The organism is Hwangdonia seohaensis (assembly GCF_031932625.1).
GTDB lineage: Bacteria > Bacteroidota > Bacteroidia > Flavobacteriales > Flavobacteriaceae > Hwangdonia > Hwangdonia seohaensis.
Genome location: NZ_JAVSCK010000002.1, coordinates 579,656 through 605,258, shown reverse-complemented (window position 1 = coordinate 605,258; position 25,603 = coordinate 579,656). Strand labels below are relative to the sequence as shown.

The following is a 25,603-nucleotide window of genomic DNA, read 5'->3' as shown; positions in this document are numbered from 1 at the left end:
CTAATCTTGAAACTCAGAAGTTATAGTTTCAACAATTTCAACAGCTTTATCGAGCTCGTCTTTATGAACATATAATTCTTGTTGACCAGGAATGGATGGGCCAAAACCTGCTAAACGCGCAGATTCTGATTGGTCTTTTACAACGGGACGAATATTTGTTTTTTCTAAATCGGAAACAATGCGTTGTACGGTAATAAAGTTTCCAGTAAAAATTTTTATATAATTGGAATTGGGCATAGTGATGGGTTTTTAATTGGAATCTATATTTTCAATAATGTCTCTGGCTTTGTCAAGTTCGTCTTTGTGAACATAAATTTCCTTGAGCAAATGACCGCCATAAATCTTTGGGTCAAGCCCGGATTCATTTTGGTCTTTAATAACGGGGCTAATATCTATTTTTTCCAAATCAGAAATTATGCGTTGCACGTCAATAAGACTTCCGGTGAAAATTTTAATGTAATTAGATTCAGCCATAACAATAGGTTTTAAAAAGTTCCTTTTATTAAAGATACGAAAATTTTGGATACAAAAAAAGCCAGCGTACGCTGGCTTTTTTAAATGAATTTTAAATTTGAATTACCTTAATTCGGCACCCAATTGTTTTTCGAAATTCGATTGAAGTTTTTTCATAATCTTATCAATCTGCTTATCGGTAAGCGTTTTGTTTTCGTCTTGCAACGTAAAACTAACGGCGTAACTCTTTTTGCCTTTTGGCAGATTTTTACCTTGATACACATCAAATAAATTCACACTTTTCAGCAATTGCTTCTCGCTTTGTTTTGCTATGTTGTAAATAGATTCAAAGGTAACGGCATCATCCAGCAATAGTGCAAAATCCCGACGAACTTCCGGGTATTTCGCTATGGATTTAAATATAATTTTATGGCGTTTTACAATATCTAAAATGGCATCCCAGTTAAAATCGGCAAACAATACTTCCTGCGAAATATCAAAATGTTTTAATATCGATTTTTTCACTAAACCAAAATCGACCAATTTGGTTTTACCCAAGTTTAAACTCAATCCTTCGCTAAACACATCGTTTTTAACTGGTGTTTCATTATATCGAGAAATCCCCAAACGTTCTAATATCGAAGTAATACTTCCCTTTAAGAAAAAGAAATCACTTTTTTTAGAGGCATCATGCCAACTTTCCTTGTTTTGATTACCCGTTGCAAAAAGGGTTAAATGCTTGTTTTCTGCTCTGGCATCGTTGTAATGATGATAGGTTTTACCGAATTCGAAGAATTTTAAATCTTGTCGTTTCCTATTGATATTGTGTAAAATGGCTTCTAAACCAGAAAACAGTAAAGACTGGCGCAACACCGACAAATCATTACTTAGAGGATTAAGCATGGTAACATTATGTTCTTCCTTTAACTGCTCGCTTAACGCCACATAATTTGGGTTTGTTAGCGAATTTGAAAGTATCTCGTAAAACCCTTGGGCCGCTAATTGGTTGCCGACAACATTCTGAATTTTATGGTCTTCAAAACGTGATGTGCTGGAAATTGAAGCGTTTAATTTTTCGGTAGTTTTAATGTTGTTATAACCGTAAACACGCAAAATTTCTTCGATTATATCGGCTTCGCGCTGTACATCGTTTCTGTAAGCAGGAACGGTTAAGCCCAGTCCGGTTTCGGTAACATTATTTACTTTAATATCCAATGAGGTTAAAATGCGTTTGATAATTTCTTCCGGAATTTCTTCACCGATTAATTTTTTGGCATTATCAAAACTCATACGCACATGAAAATCCTCAATTTTTTTGGGATACACATCAATTAAATCACTGGTAATTTCGCCACCTGCAACTTCTTGAATTAATAAAGCGGCGCGCTTTAAAGCATATTCGGTAATATTAGGGTCGATACCGCGCTCAAACCTAAACGAGGCATCGGTGTTTAAACCATGGCGTTTTGCCGATTTACGAACGCTTACGGGATTGAAAAAAGCGCTTTCTAAAAAAATACTGGTTGTGCTTTCGGTAACACCGGAATCAATACCGCCAAAAACACCAGCGATACACATGGGTTTTTCGGTGTCGCAAATCATTAAATCATCTTCGTGTAACTCACGTTCAATACCGTCTAAGGTTGTAAATTTTGTGCCTGCTTTAACCGTTTTAACTTCAATTTTACTGCCCGAAATCTTTAAAGCGTCAAAAGCGTGAAGCGGTTGTCCTAATTCGTGTAACACGTAATTGGTGGCATCTACAATGTTGTTAATTGGGCTTAAACCAATAGCTTTTAAGCGGTGTTGCAACCATGTTGGAGATTCTGCAACCTTTATTTTAGAAATGGTAACACCGCAGTAGCGAGGCGCCAAATCTTTATTTTGTACATCAATATCGATTTTTAGGGTGCGATTGTCTACACGAAATGCACTAACCGATGGCGTGATAAGTTCTAATTTAATATCCTTTTGAATCAATCCTGCTTTTAAATCGCGTGCTGTTCCGTAATGGCTCATCGCATCGGCGCGGTTTGGGGTTAATCCAATTTCAAAAACCTGGTCGTTTTCAATATCAAAAATATCCGCAGCTCGTGTTCCTACTTTTATTTTCTCATCTAAAACCATAATGCCATCGTGCGATGTTCCCAAACCCAGCTCGTCTTCGGCACAAATCATACCGTGACTTTCTTCGCCGCGAATCTTCCCTTTTTTAATGGTCCAACTCTCACCTTCAGCAGTATACAAGGTTGTGCCAATGGTTGCCACGGGTACTTTTTGTCCGGCCGCTACATTGGGCGCACCACAAACTATTTGCAAGGGCGCTTCGGCACCGATATCAACCGTGGTTAACTTTAATTTATCAGCATTTGGGTGTTTAACGCAGGTTAAAACTTTGCCAATAACCACACCTTCCAATCCGCCTTTTACCGATTGGTAAGCTTCAACACCTTCAACCTCTAGTCCTAAATCGGTAAGCAATTCGCTGGTTTGTTCTGGCGTCCAGTCCGTTTTAATAAACTGTTTTAACCAGTTATATGAAATCTTCATAAATCATCATTGTATTAAGCGAGCAAAGATAAAATATTGCAGTTAGCATTCAAACTATGCTTTATGTTTTGTGAGGGTAAATAGGGAAAAAACGGTTTTGTTAACCAAGTTTATGGATTTAAAATATAAATTGGATTGTTTTTTGAGTAATTGCTTATTGAATAATTTTAAATCATTCTGTTGTTTTTTGTTTCAATATATTGAAATGAAACTGTTTAAAATTTTTACTAAGCAATAGTGCTGTTTTCATTACCAACTTAATATTTGTGTGATAAGTTAATTATACCTAAATTTAATACTTAATAATCTTATTTTAAGCAAATTAGCAATATGTAAATACTGGTAGTTATGAAAGAATATAAAGTCGGTAAATTTTGGTTGGTAATTAGAGCTATAAAAGCAGCAGCAATATTATTCTTGGCTTTGTTTATTCCTTATTTGGTTTTCATTGATAAATCCTTTTACTATAAAGCTGGAATTGTAATTGGCCCAATAGCGTCTTTGGCTTTATTATATTACGGTGCAACGGAGTTAATTAAACTTATTAAAAGCCTTAAACAAAATGTTTGTATTGATGCGGATAGTATATCAATGGGTTTTGATAAATTATTTTTTAATGAGATTAGCAACATTACTTTTCAACCAGCTGTAGGGTTCGATGCAGCAATTTTTATCCAATCGAAAGATAGAGATATTGAAATGGAAATACCTACGCTTATTGGCAGGCGTAATTTGATTGAAATAGGTCAGGAATTAGAAAAAAGAACGAGAAAATATAAAGCCGAAATAAATGATTTGGATGGAGGCATACTTGATCCCGATCCATCTAATATCGGCAAACCAGTTGCTCTTAATTTTGAAAATCCAATAAAGAATATGGTAGCCTTTAGTTACAACACATGGCTTTCGGGCGATCTTGAAAAGTTGGATAAAAACAGACAGTTGTATGCGGAAAAAGCAAGTTTTGAAGGGTTTTACAAAGTATATACGGAGAAGGACGAGAAACTAATTGAAGATTTTATTAAAGTACACAAGTTTGAAGGTGATGAGTTTATTGTTTCTACGGTAGCAAATTCATTTGTGATGTCGAATAAAAACATATTTTTCCCAACAAAAAATAGAGTTGTTAGTTTAAAAGATATCCAATCATATTCATCAAAAGGGTGGTGGACTGTTACGCTATTTCTCACTTTGGTTTCGGGAGAGGAAATTGTAATTGAAAACTTGGATAGTATTCCTGTTGACTCGTATTTTGAGTTTTTTAAGCAATGAATTTAGCAAATACAACCCGAATAGATAAATCGCGATAATTTTTACAAAATCAACTAAAAATGTGTAATGGTAAATAAATTTTTCAACAACCTATAAACCTTCCAGCATCAAATTATAATCGTACTGCAAATCTTCATGCAGGGTCGCAATTATTTTTTTTGTTAAAAGGATTTGTCGGTTATAGGTATTTTGCAATTGTGCACTGTATTTTATATTTGGTGAAAAGCCTTTTAATTTCTGGCAAAAGTAGAGGAGTAGTTCCACTTCGGTTTCCTTTTTTTGTGAATACCGGACATACTTTTTTATGTTTTTCAGGATTTTCCGGACACTTTTTCTGATATAAAAATAGCTTTTGGTGTTAATGGATTCAAACTCTTCATCAACGTAGTTTTTAACCGATTCAATATATCCGTTTTCATCAGACGATTCGAATAGCAAATAGGTGAGCAGTTCTTTGTTTTCTTTTTTAAAACGTGATAAACGCAAACAAAGCTCCATGAGTTCGTCCGTCGATCGGTGCTGTAATTCCTTTTTTATTACTGTTACTGAAACTGCTTTCATTTAAAATATTTTTCATTTCCGCAAAAGCGGAATTAAACATATTGATTAATAATGGATTCCTGCCTGCATTTCGACAAGCTCAATGTAACACGCAGAAATGACAAAAAAACTAATTTCCTTTTAATAAATTAATACTTACGGTTGCCAATTCGTTGTTTGGAAACGTTGTAAAATAATTTGGGTCCGGACGTAAACCAGCCTGGGCTGCAACCTTGTTGAATACATTGACTTCTAAAATATATTGGTCGCTGTAACCATGTGTGGCATCGTAAGCTGTGGCTGCGGTTTTACCCAAGTTGGCCGCAGTAAGTTTGGGGTTTATGGTATGCAATTCTATAATTAATAGGCCAAAACGCTCCACATAAGGCTTCCATTTTATAAAATGCTCCAAGAGTGAATCTTCAACCAAATTATTGCTTATTTGCTTGCCTTGAAAAGCATAGGCACCCGTTGAATTGCTAATTCTATTGGTTGTTGTTTTTGGAGGTTCCCAAATACGATTGTGGTCTAAAAACGTACGTACATTCAATAAATCCTTTAAATCGATATTGTAGTCGTCTTTTAAATCTTTGGCCAATAAATCGGGGCGCCCAATATCGCCCCAAATCACTTTTGCCCAAATATCGGCTTTAATTAAATTGGCTCGTGTAACCTTTAAGGCGGCTTGGTTAAAATCGGCACCAACCAATAATAGTGGATGCTCGTCCAGTAGTTTCCCGCGCAGCGTTTTGTATTCAATCACATCAAAAATATGCTGGATAAAAGCGCCATTGCCACAACCCATATCCAGAATGCCTTTGGGTTGCTCGTCGATTGGTTTGTTGAACAGTTTGATAATGATTTCATCAATAATTTTAAAATAGGTAGAGTGCGCGCCACCACTTCCCCAAACATTCATTTCCCTGTCCACATGCTTTTCGGTGTCGTTTACCGATTCGGTTTTTAAAATCAACGGATTACCAAAAATAAGCTCGTCCAATGCCACAAAAGTTGGTAAATACGAAACCGTAACACCGTAAGCACTCGCGCGTTTTGCAAAAAACAAACCTTCGTCTGTGAATTGATAAGTGTCTTTCTTTTTTGAGAACCAACCTAAATGACTTAAAAAGTCAAGAATCTTTTTAAAGCTTTCTGGATTAGAATGGTATTCTTGTGCCCTAAACGAGGCTTCCATAAAATATTTATGAAATAAGCCATTTACGCCTAACAAAACTATAATTGGAGCCGCAATTACGCCTTCGATATGTTTTAATATTTGATATTCGATTGTGAGGTCTTCTACCTTTGAAAGTCCAAAATCGTTTTCATATTTCCTGAATATTTTCTCTAACACATGAAAAGCGTCCGGACCGATACGTTCGGTTGGAAATTTAACCGAATAGTTTAACAGATTCACGGCGTCTTCATATAAAGGCACAAGTTTAAAAGCCTTTTCGCTTTGCGCATTTGTTTCAAAACTTACCGTGTTGGTAGAATTGTCTACTTGTTGATTCAACCAACCTTGGGCACATAAAATACGCAATGCCACATTGAGATAACCGGCATTGGCGTTAAATTCTTTGCTTATATTTTTAAGACTGGAATTTTTATGTTCCAACAAATATTGCAACACTCCTTTTTTGTGCAGCGCATAGGCTGTGGTTGCCGTGGCAATACCATCCAAATGCCTGAAAATAATAGCGCGGAGTTGTTCTTTATCGTGTTTAGTGAGCATGTTTGCGGTTTAGCATAAATATATAAAAAAACCTTTCGACTTTGATGAGGAAAGGTTTTTAATATGATAAAGCGTTTTAATTATCTGAGTTTAGGATAACTTTCCGGATTGGCTTCGTGCATTACCTCGTAAACGGCTTCAAAAATATCTTCGGCTGATGGTTTTGAGAAATAATCACCGTCGTTCCCATAAGCGGGTCTGTGCGCTTTTGCCGTTAAGGTTTTTGGTTGGCCATCTAAATACTGATAGGCGTTTTGAGTGTTTAATATTTCATTTAAAATATAAGCCGAAGCGCCACCAGGAACGTCCTCGTCTATAACCATTACGCGATTGGTTTTAGCGATGCTTTTAACGATGTCGTGATTTAAATCGAAAGGCAATAGCGATTGCACATCAATCACTTCGGCATCAATGCCAACCGATAGCAATTCTTTTGCCGTTTGCTCTACAATACGAAGGGTGGAGCCGTAAGACACTAAAGTAATGTCTGTTCCGGTTTTTAGGGTCTCAACCACACCGATAGGTGTTTTTATTTCGCTTAAATTATTAGGCATTTTTTCTTTTAATCGATACCCATTGAGGCATTCAACCACTAAAGCGGGGTCGTCACCTTGTAAAAGCGTGTTGTAAAAACCAGCTGCTTTAGTCATATTTCTTGGTACCAAAACATGAAGGCCACGAACCAAATTAAGGATGCCACCCATTTGCGAACCCGAATGCCAAATGCCTTCAAGCCGGTGTCCACGTGTTCTTATAATTAACGGTGCTTTTTGTTTTCCTTTGGTTCTGTAATGCAGAGTAGCCAAATCATCGCTAATTACGTTTAATGCGTAAAGTATATAATCTAAGTACTGAATTTCGGCAATCGGCTTTAAACCGCGTAGCGCCATACCAATACCTTGACCAATAATAGTAGCTTCGCGAATGCCAACATCGGCAACCCTTAGCTCTCCGTATTTTTCCTGTAGGCCTTCTAATCCTTGATTTACATCACCAATATTACCTGAATCTTCTCCAAAAATTAAGGCTTCGGGATAGTTTTCAAAAATGGCATCAAAATTATCACGGATAATAATACGGCCATCAACTTGAATGGTATCTGCATCAAAAGTCGGTTTTACTTCCTTAACAAACACCGTAGATTTTTCAGATTCAGAATATAAATGCGAACTAAACTTAGGCTGTACGGTCTCAAACATAGAATTAACCCAGTATACAAGCTGTTGTTTGGCTTCGTTGTTCTCACCCAAAGTGTGCCTTAAAGCTTGTCTGGCTAAGGATAAAACATCTTTTCTAGCAGGTTCTGTTAGAGCAGATAAATTGGCAATAATAGGTTTGATAAACACACCATTTATACTAGAAGCAGCAACATTGTTTAATATTGAAATTAATTCTTTTTGCTCTTTTTGAATGGGTTTTAAAAAGGTTAACCACGCATTCTTTTTTGCTTCTCTAACTTCTTTTTTTATGTCGCGTTCAATTTCGGTAAGCGTTTCATTTGTAGCGATACCGCTTTCAATAATCCACTCGCGCATTTTTAAATTACAATCGTTGTTTTTTTCCCATTCCAATCGCTCTGGAGATTTATAGCGTTCGTGCGACCCCGAGGTAGAATGTCCCTGCGGTTGCGTTAACTCTGTTACGTGAATAAGTACCGGAACATGCTCTTCTCTGGCAATCGTGGAAGCTTCTTGATAAGTTTCAATTAAATTAGCATAATCCCAACCTTTTACGCGTAAAATTTCGTAACCTTTTTGCTCGTTATCGCGTTGAAATCCTTTTAGAATTTCTGAAATGTTTTCTTTTGTTGTTTGATGTCTGGCATGTACTGAAATGCCATACTCATCGTCCCAAATACTAATAACCATGGGAACTTGTAAAACACCCGCCGCATTAATGGTTTCAAAAAACAAGCCTTCGCTAGTACTCGCATTGCCTATCGTTCCCCAAGCTACCTCGTTTCCGTTATTGGAAAAAAGGGTTGTATCAATACCTTTTACTTGTCTGAATATTTTTGAAGCCTGCGCTAAACCCAACAATCGTGGCATTTGGCCAGCAGTAGGAGAGATGTCTGCACTGGAGTTGTATTGTTTGGTTAAATTTTTCCAATTGCCCTTATCATCTAAACTGTGCGTTGTAAAGTGGCCTCCCATTTGGCGACCAGCAGACATCGGTTCTAAATCCAAATTGGTGTTGGCGTAGAGTCCTGCGAAAAATTGCTCGATGGTAAGCTCTCCAATAGCCATCATAAAGGTTTGATCTCTGTAATATCCAGACCTCCAATCGCCCTTTAAAAAAGATTTGGCCATGGCCAATTGAGGTACTTCTTTCCCGTCGCCAAAAATGCCGAATTTTGCTTTACCGGTTAATACCTCGCGACGACCAAGTAAACTGCATTCTCGACTTTTTACGGCAATGCTATAATCATTTAAAACCTCTGTTTTAAAATCATCAAAAGAAATATTGTTTTTCAAATCAGGGATTATTTGCATTGGTTAGGGTTTTACTTTTGCAAAAGTAGCTAAAATTTGTTGTTTTTGCAATTATTAAATGCATAATCAAATTGAGTAATTCTTATATATTCGCATAATATTCTTTTTGAATTATTAATAACTCAAAAAAAAAGTCGATTTACTAAAAATAACTCAAAAAATTAAACAAATTAATACCAACGTCTTCTGAATAGCCCTAAAAGCGATTGTGGGTCTACCGTAAACTTAAATCTTATTTTTTGATCGTAGTGTGGTTGTCCTATTTCCCAACCAAGGTTGGAGTATATGGGGAAATAAATTTCGAAGTAATCGGTGACCAAATTAATTCTAATGCCGGAATCGTAAACGAATTTTGGATCATTAAATTTGTTTTTAACTAAGCCAATATCGCTGTAAACCAAAATATATTTCCAAAGTGTTGTACTGGCATTTACCGTGCTAATCCACTGGTTTGCAAAAGGTGTTTCCAATTTGGATTTAAAACCACCTTCGGCCGTAATGTATTGTTGGCTAAAAATTCCGCTGGCTTCAGAACGTCCTAAGTAATTGTAATCAAATAAATAATCGGTTGGTCTGTCAAGTGCGAAACTAAAATAATCAGAAGTTATATCGGTTTTGTTGCTTAAAAAAGCACCGGTGTAAAAACGTAAATTTAACTGCCTGTTGCTTTCAAATAACTTTCGGTATTCGTAATTAAACGAAACTTTGCTAAATGTTTTGGCTATTTGTAAATCGGTAGACCATTTGCTGAAATTTATAAGATTGTCATTGGAGTTTAAATAATTAGCATTAAAAATATTGTAATTGGGTTCGGTGGTGTTTAAGATATTATTGACATCTTCATCGCGATTTATAGCCAAATACCTAAACTTTAGGCGTTGCCTTTTGTTTGAACGAAAATCGTCGTCATTTCTGAATAATAAGGTAACGGACGGAATTATTTTTCTAACAAACAAATCGTTGGCATACGATGAGTAGCCGCCACGAATACCGTAATTTATGGAATATAGATTGCTGTTTTGCAAATAGTGCGTTACCGATGCCGACGCCGAACCTGTTAGTGATTTTGATTTTAAAGCATACCGCGGTTGAATCCTGTAATTGAAATTTTTTCTGAGCAATGTGGTATTGTATGCCTTTACACCAAAAGTAAATCCGTCGTAAATGTTGTTAAACTCAGCCAAGGGCATAAAAAAGACTTGGTTGTAATTGGGGTCTTCAATATCCTTAAAAAGCCTAAATTGGAAGGGTTTATTGTTGAAGAAAAATCCTTTTAACGATTTCCAATTATCCCTTAAATTATGTTCGGGAATCACTTGATTGTAATTTAAAACCAACTTGTTGGCATCGTTTCGCGGTATGGTAAGGGTTTTGCTTTTGGTAACATTTTCTATCCAAGATTTTGAAATGATGCTGTCGTTATTCAAAGTATATAAAGAAATGGGCATGCTATTATTACGCTTATTCTTTATGGTCAAGGTAATTGAATCCTCCGTTCTATTAACGTTTTTAATTTTGAAATCAATTTTAGCACGCGTGTGTATGTAGTCAGTAAAAAACCAATCAATATTTTTCGTTGTTTGTGTTTTTAAATAAGCTTCAAAAGCTTTTGGCGATGTTTGTTTTAGCTTGTTTTGCTCTAAAAACGATTTTATAGTGGTTTCTAAAACATCGGCGTTAATAAAATCGTCAAGATATTTAAGACCAGCACCAGCTTTATATTTGTTTGCTATGCTGGAGTTGAATTTAAGCAAAGAGTCTTTGGCCATGGTTAACGGCTGGTCCCTGTTTGTTCTTGCCATCGTCATAAACGCAAAAATGTATTTATCATTAAAAGTCATGTTTGCGGCATGAAACGACCTAACGCCCCAAAAGTCGGCTAATGACCCCAGAAATTTCATGTTTGGATAATGGGCTTCTACATAATTCATTAAATAATAAATCTGTATGCCATCAAACAGCCATTGGTCTTTTCGTGGGTTTATTAGCAAGGTGTTTTCCAAATAATTGTGAATGGCAACTTTTAAGAGTTTTAATTCGTATTGAAAATGATTTGGATAAAGTTTAATAAAACTTGGCAGAAAATTTAAACCATAAATAGGATCTTTATTGTAATCAATATCGGTTAACAGTAGTTTTTCGTGCGGATAATCACCAAAATTATTCAAAAGGAATTTTGTAACTTTTTCTGTTATTAAAACCTTGTCTAAAACATCCAATTCACCATTTTTTATATTTGTTATCAATGACAATCCCTGAGTTTGAATTGTTTCAAAATCTGAAACTTTATTTAAAAACAACCGGTTGTCAACTCTATTATTTCCGCTTAGCGTAACTATTTGTTTTTTAGTATTTTGAACAACTTCACTTAAATTTAATTCTGAAGTGATGGTGTAGCCATTTGGGTAACTGATTTCTAAATTTAAATCGGCTTTTGGAATAAATAAATCATCTAAATTTTTATTGCTATAGTATTGCCATGCGCCATTATAAACAGCAGGTGTAATATACCAATACCTGAGGCTTAAATCGCCCAATTCTGATATCCCATAATTTGTAAACTTATCGTTTGGGATTTTTACGATATATTCCAAATGAATGGTATAAGATTCATTGGGTTTTAAAGGTGTTTTTAAGTCGACCTTAATAACATCTATTTGGTTTTTTAGCTGACTAAAATTTAAAGGTTCGCCATTTTGTTTTATTGAAGTGATAACCGAGTAACCTCGATCTTCATTTTTTGCCAAATGAAATTGATTGTTGTATTCTTCGGCAAAACGAATAGCAAGTGGTGTTTTTTTGGTGGAATAGCTATTGTTCCAATCGTTTAAATAAATGGATTGAAGTTCATCTGCCGAGGTATTTTTATATTGAATGGTTTGCGATATGGTAATTTTTCTGTTTTCAATATCAAAATCTGCTTTTAGGTCAATTTTATTTTGACCAAAAAGAGAGCTGCTTATAAAGACAAGCATTAAACAGAAAAACAAGCGTAACTTCAATTTATTTTATAACATTAATAAGGTTAATAATATAAGGCGTCGCAATATAATAAAATTATAGGGTTTGGATAGCGGTTAAGCCTTTAGGTTATAAGGTGTTTGGTGGCTAGAAATTGGGCTTTAAATCGGTTTCTTTATAAAAAGCGTCCAATATTTCAATTATTTCTTCTTCGGTATCTACTAAATGAATTAAGTCCAAGTCTTCAGCAGAAATATTATGAAATTTATCCAATAAGGTTGTTTTTATCCACTCTAAAATGCCCTCCCAAAATTCTGTGCTTACTAAAATAATAGGAAATTTTTCAATTTTGTGGGTTTGTATGAGTGTAATGGCTTCGAAAAGTTCATCTAAGGTACCAAAACCACCAGGCATAACCACAAAGCCTTGGGAGTATTTTACAAACATAACCTTGCGCACAAAGAAATAATCAAAATCCAAGCTTTTATCAGGGTCTATATACGGGTTATCGTGTTGCTCAAAAGGCAAATCAATATTTAATCCTACGGAAGTGCCACCGCCTAAATGTGCCCCTTTATTGCCTGCTTCCATAATGCCCGGGCCACCACCGGTTATAACACCGTAACCAGCTTCTACAATGCTTTTGGCAATGCTTTCTGCCAGTTTGTAATATTTATTGTCTGGTTTTGTTCGGGCAGACCCGAATATGGATATACATGGTCCAATTTTGCTAAGTTTTTCATAACCATTAACAAACTCGCCCATGATTTTAAAAATAGCCCATGAATCGTTAGTCTTAATTTCGTTCCAGCCTTTATGGTGTTTTTCTTTTCTCATATAATATTTATAGTTTGTTTTAAAATGCTTTTAAAAAGCCAAGTTGCAAGTTCGCAAATTTAATTGAAAATAGGAGATATAAGGAATATAAACATAAAAAAAGCAAACCATATGGTTTGCTTTTTTAAATCAGATAATATTTCTACAATGGTTTTCGACCAGAAATGATGTTGTACAGTATTGCGATAATTGCAATAACCAAAAGAATGTGAATTAAACTGCCTGTCCCTATTCCTTGAACAATACCAAAAAAGCCCAAAATCCAGACTATAATACAAATTACGGCCACTAGCCAAAGTAAACTTCTCATAATAATTGTTTTAGTGTTAGCAATTAAATATACAAAAAAGAAATTTGAGATTTAAAAAAGATGATAAATTCTAACTTTTTAAAATGAAAAACCTACTGTAATTCTTTTTTAAGAAACTTAGCCGTATAGCTTTTTTTATGTTTAATAATGTCTTCGGGTGACCCTTCAACAATGATTTGTCCGCCACCTTTTCCGCCTTCGTAGCCAATATCAATGATGTGATCAACTGTTTTAATAACATCTAAATTATGTTCAATTATCAAGACTGTATTGCCTTTGTTTACGAGCTTGTTGAGCACAATCATGAGTACTCTAATGTCTTCAAAATGAAGACCGGTAGTAGGTTCGTCTAAAATATAAAAGGTGTTACCGGTATCGCGTTTGCTTAATTCGGTAGCAAGTTTTATGCGCTGTGCTTCGCCACCGGAAAGTGTTGTGCTTTGCTGCCCCAATGTGATGTAGCCCAGGCCAACATCCTTTATGGTTTTAAGTTTTCTGCTAATTTTTGGGATATGCTCGAAAAATGAAACCGCTTCGTTAATCGTCATGTTTAAAACATCACTAATCGATTTTCCTTTGTAACGGATTTCCAAGGTTTCACGGTTAAAGCGTTTGCCCTGACAGGTTTCGCACTCGACATAAACATCGGGAAGAAAATTCATTTCTATCACTCGCAATCCACCGCCTTTACAAGTTTCACAACGTCCGCCAGCGACGTTAAAACTAAAACGACCCGCTTTGTAGCCACGAATCATCGCTTCGGGAATTTTAGCGTATAAGGCCCTAATTTCGCTAAACGTCCCTGTATAGGTTACGGGGTTGCTGCGCGGTGTTCGCCCAATTGGGGATTGGTTAATATCGATAACCTTATCAATATGTTCCAAGCCTTTAATGCTTTTATAGGGCATGGGTTTTTTAACGCCATTAAAGTAATGCGCATTTAAAATAGGGTAGAGCGTTTCGTTGATTAACGTCGATTTTCCACTACCGGAAACACCGGTAACACCAATCATTTTCCCCAAAGGAAACTTAACCGAAACATTTTTCAAGTTATTCCCGGTACAGCCTTTAAGCTCTAAAAATTTACCATTTCCTTTTCTGCGCTTTTTGGGGATTTCAATTTCTTTTTTGCCGTTTAAATAATCGGCAGTAAGTGTATCGTGCGCTTTTAATTCGTCCGGATTTCCAATACTGATTATTTCGCCACCATATTTCCCTGCTTTTGGACCAATATCAATTACGTAATCCGATCGCTCAATCATATCCTTGTCGTGTTCAACCACTATGATGGAGTTCCCAATATCGCGTAACGCGATTAATGAATTGATGAGTTTTTCGTTATCGCGCTGATGCAACCCTATACTTGGTTCGTCTAAAATATAAAGCACACCAACCAATTGTGAGCCTATTTGGGTTGCTAAGCGAATGCGCTGTGCCTCGCCTCCTGAAAGTGATTTTGAGCTTCTATTTAAGGCTAAATAATCTAAGCCAACATCTAATAAAAATTGAAGTCGCGATTTAATTTCCTTGACAACTTCTTCGGCTATTTTTAATTGTTTTTCCGATAGGTGATTGTGCAAATCGTTAAACCAATCGGCTAATTCAACAATATCCTTATTGGCAAGTTCTGCTATGTTTTTATTGTTTATTTTGAAGTAAATCGACTCCTTTTTCAATCGAGAACCTTCGCAAACTGGACATTTAATCTTATCCATATAATCTTTTGCCCAACGTTTAAGAGAGCGCGATTCGGCCGTTTTGTATTGGTTTTCAATAAAGATTGCAACACCTTCAAAATCTATCTTATAATCGCGAGTAACGCCCAAAGTTTTACTTTCAACTGAAAACTTTTCGTTGCCACCGTACAGAATCATGTGTTTGGCTTCTTCGGGAATAGTTTTAAAAGGGTCGGTTAATTTAAAATCGAAACGTTGCGCAATGGTTTCAAATTGCTTGAAAATCCATGAGTTTTTTTCTGGGCCATGAGGCGCTAATGCACCGCTTTTTATGGACAGCGAATCGTCTGGAATAATTTTGCCTTCGTTAACTTGATACAACTCCCCAATACCGTTACAATTTGAACAGGCGCCTTTTGGCGAGTTGAAAGAAAAATTGTTTGGCTCCGGATTTGGATATGAAATCCCAGATGATGGGCACATTAAATTTCGGCTAAAATAGCGCGCTTCCTGAGTATCTTGATCGATTACCAAAAGCACATCGTCGCCATGGTACATAGCCGTGTTTATGGTTTCGGTAAGCCGTTTGTCGTTATCTACGGTTTGGTCAATAACCAATCTGTCGATAACAATCTCAATATCATGGGTTTTGTATCGATCGAGTTTCATGCCCTTAACAATATCCCGAATTTCGCCATCGGTTCGCACCTTTACAAAGCCTTGCTTGCCAATTTGCTCGAATAATTCGCGATAATGCCCTTTACGGGAACGTACAACCGGAGCGAGAATATTGATGCGTTTTCCGCTAAAATCACTAATGATGAGTTCTTTAATTTGTTCGTCGTTATAACTTACCATTTTGTCGCCTGTGTTGTAGCTATAGGCATCACTGGCACGCGCAAAAAGCAAGCGCAAAAAGTCGTAAATCTCGGTAATAGTACCAACGGTAGAGCGTGGCGACTTGCTGGTTGTTTTTTGCTCTATGGCAATAACGGGGGATAGGCCATCAATTTTATCCACATCCGGTCGTTCCAATCCACCTAAAAATTGTCTGGCATAAGCCGAAAAGGTTTCAATGTAACGGCGTTGCCCTTCGGCATAAATGGTATCGAAAGCTAAAGATGATTTTCCGCTACCCGACAAACCCGTAATAACTACGAGTTTTTCACGTGGAATGGACACATCAATGTTTTTAAGATTGTGAACGCGTGCGCCTTTTACTTCAATAGATTCTTCGAAATTGGTCATAGAAATGCAAAGTTGCAAAGATACGATTTTAGATGTTAAAATCTTGTGAAGTTTTATTTAGAGTATTAAGATTTGGAATTAGATATTTGCCTTGATTCGAGTACGACACCAAGAAACAATTCTAATTTTTCATCTGTAAACGGACGTTTACCAAATCGCCAATTTTTATGCCTTGACCTATGCCCACTTCTACAGCAGCTCTATAGTGAATACCACCATACATCCTACTTATAGCGGCTTCTTGAGCGGCGACATTAAAGGAAGGAAATGGACGGATTGGCAGGCCATAAGCAGTTTCTGTATCGTCTAAAAAGCTAAAATCGTCTCCAAAAATGGCTGTCAACACTGTTGATGCAGCACCGGAAACTACCGAATGTCCGCTCGTGTATTCCGGAAATGGCGGAGTTTGTAAAATGGGTTTCCAATCGTCGTCCCAATATTTGTTAATCAGCGTTTCGGGGCGCACCAAGTTACTTCGGTACTTTTCGTCCCAACAGCTAATAAAGGCATCGGCAATGGCTATAGAGGTTTTTGTATAGGCAAAAACGGTACGGTTAAAATCGGCATCTTCGGTTTTACAGGCAATTTTTGTGATACCAATCCAATGTGCCCCCGGAGTGATTTTTTTTACAGCAAACATTAAATGGCCACGGGTTACCGAAACGTAGGGGTTGCAATCCCAAAATCGGGCTATTAATACTTCTTCGGATTCATCGCCATCTTCAGTTATTTTATTGCTGATGTCGTAAACTTCCTTGAGTTCTTTATAGAAATTTGAATCTTCATCCATTGAAAATGGAGGTGGCGGAACCGGTCTGTACTGTGAAGCTGAATCTATAACAAACGGACGTATTTTGCCCCAATGTGGTTCTAAACCGTCCATATAAGCGGGTGGCGTGGGTTGCCATCGAGCTTCGTTATTGGGGTCGAGGTCGAATTTGTTCATGGTTCGGGTTTGACTGTAATTGTCGTTATTTAACCAATCTGTAATAAAGTTAGAGACCTGTAAAGCGTAGTTTTTTGATGCGTCAAACTCTGCTTTGTTTTTAGATTCCCAAATGTGGTATAAGCTATCGCGAAAGGCTTCGATGCGCTGTTCGGAAAAAATCAACCGCTTACTAACTTCAATATGCGTCATTAAAGCAGCTAATGGATAATTAATTGTTTTGGAATCATCAGGCTTGGGAATATCTTTTAAATGTGTAATCTGCCCTTTGAGCGACTGATATGTGCTATCGTTTTGAGCCATAATTTCGTAAGCCGCAATATTGGGGTAAGCAAATATTCGACTAGCCACGGGCGGTGAAAATATATCGTGTACCATAACTTCGATAACCTTATCTACCGAAGCGTGAAAATGGTTGGGAGTTATGACTATAGGCTCTGCGCTGTCTTTGCACGAGGTAACGCATATACCCAATAAAAGTAGTAAAACGGAAACTTTTTTTAATTTCATATTTTATAAAAAGCTATTTTAAAAGTTGGTAAACCTGAGCCTTGTTGTTATTGATTGTGACTAACAAATACGGTTTTTCATCCAAATGAATGATGTTTAAACCTTTTATGGCCTTATCGCTAAAATCGAGTCCTATTTTATTGCCTAAAACCATGTCATTTTCATTTTTAATGAGTGCTCCCGGGAAGGCATCGAATTTACCATGAAAGGGTGTAACACCAAAATAATTTCCTGCAGCCAAAACTTCATCTTGTCCATCGGAATCAAAATCGAAACTTAAAAATGATGTTATGGGCGATACTTGCAATTCATTTTTAAAAGGCACGAACGTAAAGTGATTGTTTTCGTTTTTTAGGTAACCCGATTTAAGCTCGTCAACCTCCAAAACAGTGGCTTTTTCAAGATTTTTTTTACCTAAAATAGCCTCAATGGGTTGACCGGCAAAATCTTTGTAAGCTGTAAATATTTTATGCAATTTAACCAGTTGACCTGCAAGTTCATCCAGACCCAATAGTGGATAATATGCGCCATTTCGGTAGGTGCACACTATGGTTTCAGTGCGCCCGTTTCCATCAAAATCGGCGTGATACATACGCATGGGGTGTTCGGGTGAAGCTTTAAATTTTGAGTTGGTGCCCCAATTTCCTAAAAGGTAATCTGTGTCGCCATCATTATCAATATCAAAAGGTATAATTTGTCGCCAAAGTCCATTTAAGCTAGAATCAATAAGCTGTTCTTCGGTAAAAACGCCATTATTGTTTTTAAAGAATTTTGGCGCCATCCATTCGCCAACTACAATTAAATCAACTTGACCATCATTATTATAGTCATCCCAAACGGCATCGGTAATCATTCCGGCTTTTTGCAGGGCTTCATTTTCTACTATTGCAAAATTGCCGTTTTCGTTTTTTAAAATATAAGAATTGGGAATACTGCCAAAATCGTTTGACACGGCATTGCTCCCGATAAAAACATCCAAATCGTCATCATTATCAAAATCATTTGCAATTATTACCGAAGCATTTTCGTAAAATTCAGGAAACGTTTCACTTATAAAATCATTATTATTTTGTAAAAAATAACTATCGAGCAGTGGTTTGGTTTTATTTGAATAATCGCCACCGCCAGATCCAATAATGATATCGTTTTTCCCATCGTTATTAAAATCGGCAATAATAGCCGCGACATCCTCTTTTATCGAATCGTTAGCCACACTATTTATTCTTTTTTCGGCAAAGGCAGTATCTGTTTGAAAAAACACTTTTGATGCCTTTTGTTTTGAGCCACCAAAATAAACATCCTCTTTTCCATCGTTATTTAAATCCCCAACGGCAATCGCTGGCCCTCGATCGGAAACGCGGTACGGAATAAGCTTCTGTCGGTTAAAATCGAGATATTTGTCTTCAACATGTGTAAAATCAATGCCTAAATTATCATCTAATTTTTTAAACAGTTTTTTTTGATCATTTAAAAGCGACTTGTAATCAAAAGGTGTTGTTCCGCTAGGTATTACGGTTAAGGTCTGGTTCAACGCCACATTTTTAATGGTTTGGCTCGTTTTATTGGGCCATATTATTTTTAAGGAATCTATGTTTTTAATCGTATCAAAACCAAAATGAATGATGGGTTCCGAAGAGGATTGAAAACCTCTAGCCGTGTATAGTTCTTTATACTGAAGTTTGCCCTGGTGATATGCGAAAACCTTGGTGCCAATACCAAAAGCGTTTGGGTTGGTATAATTAAATTTTATTTTGAGGTAATTGGTTTTGTTTATTGGCTGATTATTAGTTTGGTTAACGTATAGCGAAACTTTTTCATTAAGATTACTTACCACAATATCCAAATCGCCATCGTTATCCAAATCTGCCAAAGCGGTTGCCCCGGAGACCAGTTTTTCATCGGGAATCCATTGTTCTGAAACATCTTTGAAAACTAAATTGTCATTGCCTTTAAACATATAATTGCTAACTTTTCCAGATGGCATAGCGTCCAAGGCTTCCTGATTCATTAATTTGGAATCGTTTATATTGTTCTGGATTTTATCGTTTGAAAAGAAGTTGGTAAAATCTAAATCGTTGGGGCGTTTTAATATGCCGTTGGTTACAAAAATATCTTGCATTCCATCTTGGTTAAAATCTGCAAAAAGACAACTCCAGCTCCAATCGGTTGCGGCAACACCGCTTAACAATCCGGTTTCCAAATAGTTTGAATTTTGCTGATTTACATGCAGCATATTTCGTGTAAATTGATAATGATAACCAAACATTAGCTTTCTAACGTTTTGCGTTTGCACGTTATCATCGCCTTGCGAGGATTTTAAAACCACTTCGTCTTCGGGCAACATATCCAACGACATGAGGTCTGGCCAACCATCATGGTTTATATCTGCCGCATCATTTCCCATGGAAAACCTGCTGGCATGCCCAAAATACTCTCTTAATTTCTCGGAAAAAGTACCATCGCCATTATTCAAATAATAGTAATCATCTTCATAAAAATCATTGCCCACATAAATGTCCGGATAGGCATCCTGATTAAAATCGGCAATGCTAACACCTAAACCGTAACCGCTAATACTTCCAATAATACCGGCAATTTCGCTTACATCGGTAAAGGTCCCGCCATCATTTCGCAGCAGTTTATCGCCTGTTTTATCATTTCTTTTTTGGCGTATGCTAACCCCTTTGTACGAATCGTCAGTATGCACCGCATGGTTTAAAAGATAGAGGTCTAAATCCCCATCTAAATCATAATCCAAAAACGCTGCAGAAGTGCTGTAAGATTGAAAATCGAGTTTGTACTGGGCTGCCTTTTCGGTAAAGGTTTCGTCGCCATTATTAATGTAAAGTTCGTTATGCCCGTTAAAACCGTTTAAGCCCACAACCGCACAAACGTAAATATCTAAAAGACCGTCGCCATTTACATCGCCCATAATGGCACCAGTATTCCAAGAGCTATTACCGCCAACATTGGCTTTATCCGTAATGTCTTCAAACTGAAGGTTTCCTTTATTTAGGTATAGTTTGTTTTTTACTTGATTACCGGACAAGAAAATATCTTGTAAGCCATCATTGTTTATATCTCCAATGGCAACACCGCCTCCGTTGTAAAAATAGATGTAATCTAAAATGTTTAAATCGTTGGTTTCGGTAATGGTGTTTTTAAAGTTGAGTCCCGTATTTTGCGATGCGGCACTAATAAACAATGGGTCTTTTTTTTGACTACAGGATACCATTAGAAACCCTAGGAGTACTATTATTAACTTGAAATTATTCATTTAGGAAAAACATTATTTTAAAACCTTTGATTTGTTGTACTTGATACTGAATACTGCATAGCAAAAACATCGCAGCAATATACGTTTTTTGCTTGTAAATTTGAAGCTGCAGGGGTTTGGTTATTAAAAAACCAATGTTTATAAGTTAATGCGTTTGTTGGAATAAAATTCTATAAAATAGCGATTAAATTGTTCCTTTTACAACGCCCATTTCAATACCAATAATCAGCAATTTATGGAATGTTGGTAATTGGGCGCCACTTTCGGTGGTCGTCCAATCGCTCCAAGTGGCTTCTAAACCATCAATTGGGAGAAGCGAAGTCCACATTTTAAAGCTTTTCGGTTTGCCGGCCTCATCAAACAGCCATAAATAAGAATCGCCGGGGGTTGTGCCACCAGTGGTGTAGGTTACCAAAAGGGCTTCTTCGTTGTTATCCAATTTTACCAATCTGCGTTCAACACCTTCGTCAAACACTTTGTATGGTGCAACAAGCCAAAACGAATCGTTGTTAAAAATCTTAATAGCTTCTTCTATCAACCCTTCTGCCATGTCGCCTTTCATTTTAAAACTATGTACATATACTTTGCTTAAGGCATAGTTTTCAAGGTTCAGATTAACGCGGTATTCTTTCCAAAACACATCACATCTGTTTTCGCTCTTTTTCCATTCAAAATGGTGCCGCTTTTTAAAAGTCCACTCTATATAATTGGTGTTTTTATAGGCTTCATAATTTAAGCTTTCCAGCATTTTATAAGCCAAAGCATCAGCTTTTTCGCCCTGAATCCCCGTTGGAAGATCTTCATTGTATTTAAAAAAGACGAAACCAAAAAACAAAATACTTGGTAGGGTGAGGAAAATAATAACCCCCGTAACTATTTTGAATATTTTTTTTGATTTTGATTTGGGCTTCACAACAATAAACCTTTGGTACCTAACTTTAAAAGAAAGATAATGAGATGACTAAATTATTAAATATAAGGGACTAAGTGAAGGGAAAATGTTAAAAACCGACAGCCGTATCATCTCCTCGACGATCTGCACCACCCTCTAACGTTTTGTCCTCTAAAACCATGATTCCGTCGACTTTACCAATTACGGGTTCATCTTTTTCGTTAATGATATACCCTAATTTTTTAAGCTGATGTATCAAATCTGCATCAAAAGCATGGGGTTCCATCCTAATTTCGTCAGGCAACCATTGGTGATGAAAACGAGGTGCATTTACCGCTTCTTGCATGGTCATATCAAATTCGTGTACATTTAAAATGGTTTGCAATACCGAAGTGATAATTGTTGAACCTCCGGGAGTTCCCAAGGTCATAAATAATTCGCCGTTTTTTTCAACAATAGTCGGTGTCATCGAACTCAACATGCGTTTTTGCGGCGCTATGCTATTGGCTTCCCCACCAGTAACACCAAACATATTGGGAACTCCGGGTTTGCTGCTAAAATCGTCCATTTCATTGTTTAGGAAAAACCCAAGTTCTGTGCAATATAATTTTGAACCAAACCCCGCATTTATAGTTGTTGTGGCAGCAATGGCATTGCCAAATTGGTCGACAACAGAATAGTGGGTGGTTTCGTTGCTTTCGATAATTTGAATAGTGCCATGCGACACATCACTGGATTTTGTGGCTTTTTCAAACGAAAAATCATCCATCCTCTCATTTAAATACGAAGCATCAATTAAGGTATTGCTCGGAATGTTTACAAAGTCCGGATCACCCAAATAGAAGCTTCTATCGGCATAGGCACGACGTTCGGCTTCGGTAATCACTTGAATGGATTTTAATGAATTATGCCCAAACTCATGCAATGGATAAGGCTCAACCATTTTCATGATTTGCGCCAAACAAATCCCTCCGCTTGATGGCGGCGACATGGATATCACCTTTAAATCGTCATAATCAAAGGTAATTGGTGTGCGCCATTTAGCTTCGTATTTTGCTAAATCTTCTTCAGTAATAATACCACCATTTTCTTGAATAAAGCTGGCCAATTTTTTAGCGGTTTCACCTTTGTAAAATTCGTCTCTGCCATTTTGTAAAATACGTTCCAAAGTATTTGCTAATGCATTGTATTTTATGGTGTCGTTCTCTTTCCAAGGCTGTTCTAAAATAATGGAATCTTTATTTGCCTTTCTAAAATACGGCTGAAAATGCTTAATTCTTTCTTCCTGTCTTTTGGTCACCACAACACCATTTTTGGCCAAATCTATTACGGGCTTTAAAATAGTTTCAATGGGTAAAGAACCTAATTTTTCATGTACAGCAAATACACCGGCAACAGTACCCGGAACTCCAACTGCCAGAGCGCCTAAAGTGTTTTTTTCTGGAATTACATTACCTTCAGCATCCAAGTACATGCCTTTTGTTGCGGCTAACGGTGCTTTTTCCCGGTAATCAATACTGCCAATTTCGCCATTATTTTTTCTGTACACCATAAAACCGCCACCGCCAATATTTCCAGCGTAGGGAAAGGAAACCGCCAAAGCTAATTCGGTAGCCACCATAGCATCAAAAGCATTACCGCCTTTTTTTAGAATATCGCTACCAATTTTGGAGGCTTCCACACGTGCTGAAACCACCATGGCTTTTTGGGTAATTAAACCTCTCTTTGAAGTTTTATCAGTTAACGATGCTCCGGATTTTTTACAAGAAATAATTAAAAATACAATCAGAAAAAGTGAGATAAAATGTTTCATATATTACTGTTTAGTTCTTTTAGTTTAAGTTTGGAAAATTCGACAAGTTCTTCAAAAAAAGAAGTGAATTCAGCTTCAAAATCGGTGTAAAACACTTCCAATTCATTTACGGCTTTATCCATTCCCGAACGGTTTTTTGTACGCCTATTCATGCCTTCCAAAACCCTTTGAATACCTTCAACAGACGCATAATTGAGCAGCCAATTGTCAGCAATCATAAATGGCATCATTTTTTGAATGCGAATGGGCAGGATATGGTAATGTTCTTCCAGCGAATCGTAAAACGTATTAGCATAGTCTTCCAAAGGAATATCGGAATAACGACTCCAATTTTTTGCTAGAAAATGATCGTATAAAATGTCGACAATAATACCCGAATAATGTCCGTATTTTTTGTGCAGTCGCTTAGTGCTTTTTCTAACGGTTTTGTGCGCATCGGTAAAGGTATCAATGTGGCGGTGCAATAAAATGCCAATTTGAATATCTTTGGCATACTTTTTATATTTTTTTCCTTTAATCCCATCTGCCATAAAGTTGCCAATGGTTACGAGGTCGTTTTCACCCGAAAGATAAATATGCGCTAAGTAATTCATTTGCGAAATTTACGAATTACGATTTAACATTTACCATTTTGTAATTGTATATTTGTATTTAATTTTAATAAAAAACGGGTAATGACATTAATAAAATCAATTTCAGGAATTCGAGGAACCATTGGCGGACAAGTAGGCGATAATTTAACACCTATTGATGCGGTTAAATTTGCATCGGCTTATGGCGTTTGGTTAAAACAGCAACGCAATAAAGAAAACTACCGTGTTGTGGTGGGCAGAGATGCGCGTATTTCCGGTGAAATGATTCAGAATTTAGTGATGAATACCTTGGTTGGTTTGGGCATTCATGTGATTGATTTAGGCTTATCGACAACCCCGACCGTTGAAATAGCCGTTCCTATGGAGCATGCCGATGGCGGTATTATTTTAACAGCAAGCCACAACCCAAAACAATGGAATGCTTTAAAGCTTTTAAATGAAAAAGGTGAGTTTTTGGATGCTGTTGAAGGAGCGAAAATTTTAGAAATTGCCGAAAGTGACACTATGGAATTCTCCGATGTGGACAGCTTAGGGAAAATAACAAAAAACGATGCTTATATAGATTTGCATATTGATGAGGTTTTAAAGTTGCCGTTGGTAAACGCAAAAGCTATTGAAGCTGCCAATTTTAAAGTGGTTGTTGATGGCGTAAACTCTACAGGTGGTATTGCCATTCCCTCGCTTTTAGAGCGATTGGGCGTGCATACTGTTAAATTGTTTTGTGAGCCAACGGGCCATTTTCCTCACAATCCAGAACCTTTAAAAGAACACTTGGGCGATTTATCAAAAAAAGTAGTTGAAGAAAATGCGGATTTTGGAATTGTGGTAGACCCCGATGTGGACCGATTGGCCTTTATGGATGAAAACGGAAATATGTTTGGTGAAGAATATACGCTTGTGGCTTGTGCCGATTACGTGTTGAGTAAAACCCCAGGGAATACGGTAAGCAATATGAGCTCTACCCGAGCTTTACGCGATATTACCGAAAAATATGGAGGCACCTATGAAGCGAGTGCCGTTGGCGAAGTGAATGTGGTTAAGTTGATGAAAAAAAACAATGTGGTTATTGGTGGCGAAGGCAATGGTGGTATTATTTATCCTGACTCGCATTACGGGCGCGATGCTTTGGTTGGAGTGGCTTTATTTTTGAGTTTACTGGCCGAAAGGAAAATAAGTGTGAGCGCATTGCGTAAAACCTATCCTAATTATTTTATGAGCAAAAAGAAAATACAGTTAACACCAGGATTAGATGTTGACGGTATTTTAAAAACGATAGAAAGCCGATACCAAAACGAGCAATTAACCACTATTGATGGCGTAAAGATTGATTTTTCCGAAAGTTGGGCACACCTGCGCAAAAGCAATACCGAACCTATTATTAGAATTTATACCGAAGCAAAATCGCAAGAAGAAGCCGATGGATTAGCCGATAAATTTATTGAGGAGATTGGTGAGATCGCTAAAGGTTAGTCGATGAAATAATTAATCTATCATTGCG

Annotated in this window: 17 protein-coding genes; 2 read left to right on the top strand and 15 right to left on the bottom strand. The window is 36.9% G+C overall.

Going from position 1 to position 25,603, the window contains the following annotated elements; translation table 11 throughout:
* From RNZ47_RS07870 to pheT, 3 genes are all read right to left on the bottom strand, one after another.
* A complete protein-coding gene (locus RNZ47_RS07870; protein WP_311938583.1) occupies window positions 1-237 on the bottom strand; it encodes a putative signal transducing protein in 237 nt (78 codons plus the stop codon).
* A 12-nt stretch (window positions 238-249) separates the two neighbouring features.
* Complete coding sequence (locus RNZ47_RS07865) at window positions 250-474, bottom strand: putative signal transducing protein (protein WP_311938580.1); 225 nt, start codon at window positions 472-474, stop codon at window positions 250-252.
* Between the two features lie 102 nt (window positions 475-576).
* Window positions 577-3,003: a phenylalanine--tRNA ligase subunit beta gene (gene pheT, locus RNZ47_RS07860; protein ID WP_311938578.1), complete on the bottom strand. Its 2,427-nt coding sequence runs from the start codon at window positions 3,001-3,003 to the stop codon at window positions 577-579.
* Between the two features lie 348 nt (window positions 3,004-3,351).
* Here pheT and RNZ47_RS07855 point away from each other — a divergent pair, with 348 nt between their 5' ends.
* Window positions 3,352-4,275: a hypothetical protein gene (locus tag RNZ47_RS07855; protein ID WP_311938576.1), complete on the top strand. Its 924-nt coding sequence runs from the start codon at window positions 3,352-3,354 to the stop codon at window positions 4,273-4,275.
* A 90-nt stretch (window positions 4,276-4,365) separates the two neighbouring features.
* On the opposite strand, the gene RNZ47_RS07850 is transcribed toward RNZ47_RS07855, so the two are convergent.
* The 12 genes from RNZ47_RS07850 to RNZ47_RS07795 form a co-directional block, all read right to left on the bottom strand.
* On the bottom strand, window positions 4,366-4,836 hold the full coding sequence (locus RNZ47_RS07850) for a hypothetical protein (RefSeq protein WP_311938574.1): 471 nt from the start codon (window positions 4,834-4,836) through the stop codon (window positions 4,366-4,368).
* 109 nt (window positions 4,837-4,945) lie between these two features.
* Window positions 4,946-6,550 carry a class I SAM-dependent methyltransferase gene (locus RNZ47_RS07845; protein ID WP_311938571.1) on the bottom strand — a complete coding sequence of 535 codons (1,605 nt, stop codon included), beginning with the start codon at window positions 6,548-6,550 and terminating at the stop codon, window positions 4,946-4,948.
* Between the two features lie 80 nt (window positions 6,551-6,630).
* Window positions 6,631-9,042: an alpha-ketoacid dehydrogenase subunit alpha/beta gene (locus tag RNZ47_RS07840; RefSeq protein ID WP_311938569.1), complete on the bottom strand. Its 2,412-nt coding sequence runs from the start codon at window positions 9,040-9,042 to the stop codon at window positions 6,631-6,633.
* 170 nt (window positions 9,043-9,212) lie between these two features.
* On the bottom strand, window positions 9,213-12,017 hold the full coding sequence (locus RNZ47_RS07835; RefSeq protein ID WP_311938566.1) for a gluzincin family metallopeptidase: 2,805 nt from the start codon (window positions 12,015-12,017) through the stop codon (window positions 9,213-9,215).
* Between the two features lie 133 nt (window positions 12,018-12,150).
* Window positions 12,151-12,840, bottom strand: a complete 690-nt coding sequence (locus RNZ47_RS07830) for an LOG family protein (protein WP_311938564.1) — start codon at window positions 12,838-12,840, stop codon at window positions 12,151-12,153.
* 142 nt (window positions 12,841-12,982) lie between these two features.
* Complete coding sequence (locus RNZ47_RS07825) at window positions 12,983-13,150, bottom strand: lmo0937 family membrane protein (RefSeq protein WP_311938561.1); 168 nt, start codon at window positions 13,148-13,150, stop codon at window positions 12,983-12,985.
* 92 nt (window positions 13,151-13,242) lie between these two features.
* On the bottom strand, window positions 13,243-16,074 hold the full coding sequence (uvrA, locus tag RNZ47_RS07820) for an excinuclease ABC subunit UvrA (RefSeq protein ID WP_311938559.1): 2,832 nt from the start codon (window positions 16,072-16,074) through the stop codon (window positions 13,243-13,245).
* A gap of 121 nt (window positions 16,075-16,195) precedes the next feature.
* On the bottom strand, window positions 16,196-17,530 hold the full coding sequence (locus tag RNZ47_RS07815; RefSeq protein ID WP_311938557.1) for a vanadium-dependent haloperoxidase: 1,335 nt from the start codon (window positions 17,528-17,530) through the stop codon (window positions 16,196-16,198).
* Window positions 17,531-17,543: 13 nt separating this feature from the next.
* Complete coding sequence (locus RNZ47_RS07810) at window positions 17,544-20,807, bottom strand: VCBS repeat-containing protein (protein ID WP_311938555.1); 3,264 nt, start codon at window positions 20,805-20,807, stop codon at window positions 17,544-17,546.
* 184 nt (window positions 20,808-20,991) lie between these two features.
* Window positions 20,992-21,720, bottom strand: a complete 729-nt coding sequence (locus RNZ47_RS07805; RefSeq protein ID WP_311938553.1) for a hypothetical protein — start codon at window positions 21,718-21,720, stop codon at window positions 20,992-20,994.
* Between the two features lie 88 nt (window positions 21,721-21,808).
* Window positions 21,809-23,512, bottom strand: a complete 1,704-nt coding sequence (gene ggt / locus RNZ47_RS07800; RefSeq protein ID WP_311938550.1) for a gamma-glutamyltransferase — start codon at window positions 23,510-23,512, stop codon at window positions 21,809-21,811.
* Complete coding sequence (locus RNZ47_RS07795) at window positions 23,509-24,105, bottom strand: acyl carrier protein phosphodiesterase (RefSeq protein ID WP_311938548.1); 597 nt, start codon at window positions 24,103-24,105, stop codon at window positions 23,509-23,511. Before RNZ47_RS07795 ends, ggt begins: the two co-directional genes overlap by 4 nt.
* Before the next feature lie 81 nt (window positions 24,106-24,186).
* Between RNZ47_RS07795 and glmM the strand changes: the two genes are divergently transcribed.
* Window positions 24,187-25,575: a phosphoglucosamine mutase gene (glmM, locus tag RNZ47_RS07790; protein ID WP_311938547.1), complete on the top strand. Its 1,389-nt coding sequence runs from the start codon at window positions 24,187-24,189 to the stop codon at window positions 25,573-25,575.
* Window positions 25,576-25,603: the final 28 nt, after the last annotated feature.

Bases quoted from the DNA above. Each gene is read 5' to 3' on its own strand.
- RNZ47_RS07870 (WP_311938583.1), bottom strand. From the start codon at position 237: ATGCCCAATTCCAATTATATAAAAATTTTTACTGGAAACTTTATTACC.
- RNZ47_RS07865 (WP_311938580.1), bottom strand. From the start codon at position 474: ATGGCTGAATCTAATTACATTAAAATTTTCACCGGAAGTCTTATTGAC.
- pheT (WP_311938578.1), bottom strand. From the start codon at position 3,003: ATGAAGATTTCATATAACTGGTTAAAACAGTTTATTAAAACGGACTGG.
- RNZ47_RS07855 (WP_311938576.1), top strand. From the start codon at position 3,352: ATGAAAGAATATAAAGTCGGTAAATTTTGGTTGGTAATTAGAGCTATA.
- RNZ47_RS07850 (WP_311938574.1), bottom strand. From the start codon at position 4,836: ATGAAAGCAGTTTCAGTAACAGTAATAAAAAAGGAATTACAGCACCGA.
- RNZ47_RS07845 (WP_311938571.1), bottom strand. From the start codon at position 6,550: ATGCTCACTAAACACGATAAAGAACAACTCCGCGCTATTATTTTCAGG.
- RNZ47_RS07840 (WP_311938569.1), bottom strand. From the start codon at position 9,042: ATGCAAATAATCCCTGATTTGAAAAACAATATTTCTTTTGATGATTTT.
- RNZ47_RS07835 (WP_311938566.1), bottom strand. From the start codon at position 12,017: ATGCTTGTCTTTATAAGCAGCTCTCTTTTTGGTCAAAATAAAATTGAC.
- RNZ47_RS07830 (WP_311938564.1), bottom strand. From the start codon at position 12,840: ATGAGAAAAGAAAAACACCATAAAGGCTGGAACGAAATTAAGACTAAC.
- RNZ47_RS07825 (WP_311938561.1), bottom strand. From the start codon at position 13,150: ATGAGAAGTTTACTTTGGCTAGTGGCCGTAATTTGTATTATAGTCTGG.
- uvrA (WP_311938559.1), bottom strand. From the start codon at position 16,074: ATGACCAATTTCGAAGAATCTATTGAAGTAAAAGGCGCACGCGTTCAC.
- RNZ47_RS07815 (WP_311938557.1), bottom strand. From the start codon at position 17,530: ATGAAATTAAAAAAAGTTTCCGTTTTACTACTTTTATTGGGTATATGC.
- RNZ47_RS07810 (WP_311938555.1), bottom strand. From the start codon at position 20,807: ATGAATAATTTCAAGTTAATAATAGTACTCCTAGGGTTTCTAATGGTA.
- ggt (WP_311938550.1), bottom strand. From the start codon at position 23,512: ATGAAACATTTTATCTCACTTTTTCTGATTGTATTTTTAATTATTTCT.
- RNZ47_RS07795 (WP_311938548.1), bottom strand. From the start codon at position 24,105: ATGAATTACTTAGCGCATATTTATCTTTCGGGTGAAAACGACCTCGTA.
- glmM (WP_311938547.1), top strand. From the start codon at position 24,187: ATGACATTAATAAAATCAATTTCAGGAATTCGAGGAACCATTGGCGGA.